This window comes from Streptomyces sp. MS191 (genome assembly GCF_008042125.1).
Taxonomy (GTDB): Bacteria; Actinomycetota; Actinomycetes; order Streptomycetales; family Streptomycetaceae; genus Streptomyces.
On the sequence record NZ_RDBI01000040.1, the window covers coordinates 175,312 to 179,132 of the forward strand.

The 3,821-nt window shown below is 73.5% G+C and carries 2 protein-coding genes and 1 pseudogene; 1 reads left to right on the forward strand and 2 read right to left on the reverse strand.

Annotation, left to right across the window (positions count from 1 at the left end):
- Together EAO71_RS37540 and EAO71_RS07660 are read right to left on the reverse strand one after the other, a co-directional pair.
- Positions 1-724: hypothetical protein (locus tag EAO71_RS37540; protein ID WP_187282597.1), on the reverse strand; the 724-nt coding region annotated here is incomplete at its 3' end.
- Positions 725-903: 179 nt separating this feature from the next.
- Positions 904-2,874, reverse strand: a complete 1,971-nt coding sequence (locus EAO71_RS07660) for an acetoacetate--CoA ligase (RefSeq protein WP_147977026.1) — start codon at positions 2,872-2,874, stop codon at positions 904-906.
- 216 nt (positions 2,875-3,090) lie between these two features.
- Here EAO71_RS07660 and EAO71_RS07665 point away from each other — a divergent pair.
- A pseudogene (locus tag EAO71_RS07665) lies at positions 3,091-3,821 on the forward strand (glycosyl hydrolase); the annotation flags it as partial.

Below are 3,821 nucleotides of genomic sequence, written 5' to 3' on the forward strand. Positions count from 1 at the left end.
GGCGGTGCGTTCGGCCTGGCGGCAGCGGCGGGCCGCCGCCCCCGCAGCTGTAGCCGCCGGCGCCGCCGATGCCGATGACGGAGTACCCGCCCCGGCTGCGCTTCGGGGGGCCGGGGCGCGTGGTGCGCCTGACGTGGAGCTCGATGAGGACGGCAGATCCCAGCGCCTGCTCCAGGGCCGCGATGAGCTGTCGGGCGTCGGTGTCCGGCGGGAGGACGGCCCGGCAGACGTCGGAGTCGTCCCGGATCAGCCGCAGGGTGAGGACGGTGGTGCCGGGGAGGGGGTCTCCGGGGTACGGCTCCTCGATCTCCTGCTCCAGGCGCAACCGGTTCGGCGCCTCGGACAGGCGCCACCGGCCGGTCCGCACGCCGCGCACCAGCCGCACCATGGGGGGATCGCCGGCCGCGGAGAACCTGATCCGGTGCACCCTGAGGCAGGCCGCGGCCAGGACGCCCGTGAAGCCCGCCGCCGCAAGCACCGACACCATCCAGAAGGCCACCACCCAGACCGTGGCCCATCCGGCGCCGGAGAGGAGCACGACCACCGCCACCGGCACGGTGAGGAAGAGCCCGAGCAAGCCTGACACGACCGCGGTCAGCAGAGCGCGCCCCAGCGAGCGCGGCACCGTGAGCCAGGAGCCGCCGCCCTCCCGCAGCACCACGTCCGTCGTCCCCGAGGCGCTGCGCTCCACACCGCCGGGCAGCCCCGGCTTCCGTGCCGTCATGGCTTCACGGTAGATCTGACGGCAGGTCACTGGCCAGATGCCGTACGGAGAACAAAACGGAGGGCATCGGCCCGCGGACCGGGCGGGGCTTTCCGGACACGAGCCGGTGGGTGGCGGATCTCCCGCCCCGCGGCCGCTCCCGCCACGGCGGCTTCCGCGCCGCGGGGCGGAAGCGCGGGTCAGGCGCGCCGGGTCCGGGCGAGCTCCTCGTAGAAGTGGAGAAGGCCCAGGTCGTCGACCGACCCCGGGTTGACGGCCTTCGCCAGCGGGGTGCCCTGGAGCAGCCGCTTGACGGGGACCTCGATGCGCTTGCCGGTCAGCGTGTGCGGGACGGCGGGCACCTCGATGATGTCGTCCGGGACGTGGCGCGGGGAGAGCTCCGTGCGGATCGTCCGCTTGATGCGGTCGATCAGGTCCTCGTCCAGCGTCGCGCCCTCGGCGAGGTGGACGAAGAGCGGCATCCAGTAGCCGCCGTCCGGTTCCTCCAGGCCGATCACCAGGGATTCGCGGATCTCGGGGAGGCGCTCCACGGCCTCGTAGATGTCCGCGCTGCCCATCCGGACGCCCTGGCGGTTCAGGGTGGAGTCGGAGCGGCCGTGGATGACGACCGAGCCGTGGTCGGTGATGGTGATCCAGTCGCCGTGCCGCCAGACGCCGGGGAACATCTCGAAGTAGCTGTCCCGGTAGCGGCTGCCGTCCGGGTCGTTCCAGAACCGGATGGGCATGGACGGCATCGGGTTGGTGACGACGAGTTCCCCGACCTCACCGGTCAGCGGCTTGCCGGACGGGTCCCAGGACTGCAGGTCCGTGCCCAGGCCGGCCGCCTGGAGCTCGCCGATGTGCACCGGCAGGGTGGGGACGGCGCCGGCGAAGCAGGAGCAGACGTCCGTGCCGCCGCTGACGGAGGCGATCCACAGGTCCTCGCGGACCTCGTCGTGCAGCCAGCGGAATCCGTCGGGCGGCAGCGGGGAGCCCGTGGTGGCCACGCACCCGATCCTCGACAGGTCGAAGTCGCGGGACGGGTGGACGCCGGCCTTCGCGCAGGCCATCACGTAGGCGGCGGAGGTGCCGTAGAGGGTGGCGCCGGTGCGTTCGGCGATCCGCCACTGGGCGCCGGTGTCGGGGTAGCCGGGGCTTCCGTCGTAGAGGACGACCGTCGTGCCCGTGAGCAGACCGGAGACGAGGAAGTTCCACATCATCCAGCCCGTGGAGGTGTACCAGAAGAACACGTCCTCCGGCCCGAGGTCGCAGTGCAGGCCCAGCTGCTTGAAGTGCTCGATCAGGATGCCGCCCTGGGACTGCACGATCGCCTTGGGCAGGCCCGTCGTGCCGGAGGAGTACAGGACCCACAGCGGGTGGGAGAAGTCCACCTGCTCGAAGACCGGCTCCACGTCGGCCGAGGTGAGGTCCGACCAGGCCAGCGCGCCTTCGGGCGTCTCGGTGCCGAGCAGCGGGATGTGGACGACGGCCCGGAGGGTGGGCAGTTCGGCGCGCAGCTCGGCGACGGTGGCGCGGCGGTCGTGCTCCTTCCCGCCGTAGCGGTAGCCGTCCACGGTGAAGAGCACGACCGGCTCCACCTGCTGGAAGCGGTCCAGGACGCTGCGCGCCCCGAAGTCCGGCGCGCACGAGGTCCACACCGCGCCGACGGCGGCGGTGGCGAGGAAGGCGGTGACGGCCTCCGGGATGTTGGGCAGGTAGCCGCTGACCCGGTCGCCGGGGCGGACGCCGAGGGCGCGCAGCTCGGCCGCGAGCGAGCCGACGCCGCGGCGCAGCTCGGCCCAGCTGATCGGTGTCGGTTCGTGGGTCTCGTCCACATGGAGCAGGGCGGCGTCGTCGGGTCGCTCGGTGGCGGCGCGCAGGGCGTGCTCGGCGTAGTTGAGGGTGGCGCCGGGGAACCAGCGGGCGCCCGGCATGGCGCGGTCGCCGAGGACGCGCTCGTACGGGGTCGAGAACCGGATGTCGAACCACTCGGCGACGGCCTGCCAGAACGTCTCCAGCTCGTCGACCGACCAGCGGTGCAGGGCCGGGTACCCGCCCTCGGCCGGAGCTCCGTGGCGCTCGGCGGCCCAGGACTGGAACCGGGTCACCGCGGCTGCGGCGACGCGCTCCTCGTCAGGCTGCCAAAGCGGCTCGAACTGCGCTGATGTCATTGGGTCGGCTCCCTGGCTGTACGCGGGGTCTGCGTGTGTCGCGCGCACGTGCTGGGGTGTGCGCGTGACGCGGCTGACAGGGACGATGCCATGTGATCGTCTTTCGCACCAGGGCTCCCCGCCCATGGTCGGGGAGCTGAATATGTGCTCCCACCACGGGTGAACGGCAGTTGAACGGACCTCGCCCGCCGTACGCCGAATGGCAGGGTGATCGTCATGGACGGTCGTGAGCTGGTGCGTTCGATGAAGGTGTTCGGATCGGTGCAGGGGTTGCGGGCGGTGCGTTCGGCCTGGCGGCAGCGGCGGGCCGACGCCCGGGGGCTGGAGCCCCGCGGGCACGAGCGGGCCCGGGTCCCGGGGCCGGTGGAGGTGGCGGAGCCCGCGCCGGGCGGCGGGGTGATCCGGTTCGCCCGGTCCCGGCTGCGGATCGCCGTGTCGGCCGGCGGGACGGTCTTCTGGGGCTGGGACGGGGCCGGGCCGTCGCCCTCGTACGCGCTGGCCGGCGACCCGCCCGAGCCGGATCCGCGGGCGGTGCTGGAGCCGGACACGGACGGCGGCTGGCGGGTGGTGTCGGAGCGCGTGACGGTCGCCGTGTCGCGGCATGGGGCGGTCGAGGTCAGGACGCCGGGCGGGGTGGTGCTGCGGCGGGACCTGCCGCCGCGCTGGTGGGAGCCGGCCGAGGGCGGTCCGGCGCGCTGGGTGCAGCGCAGCGAGGTGCCCGCGGACGCGCGGTTCTTCGGGCTCGGCGGGCGGGCCTCGGGGCCGCGGCTGCGGGACGGTGCGTACCGGCTGTGGAACACCGACCCCAAGGGGGGCTTCGCGCCGGGCGACGATCCGCTGTACATCACGATGCCCGTGCAGTTCGTCGTCTCGGACGCGGGTACCCACCTGGTCTTCCACGACAACTCCTGGGACGGGCGGGTCACCCTCGCCGAGGGGGAGGAGGG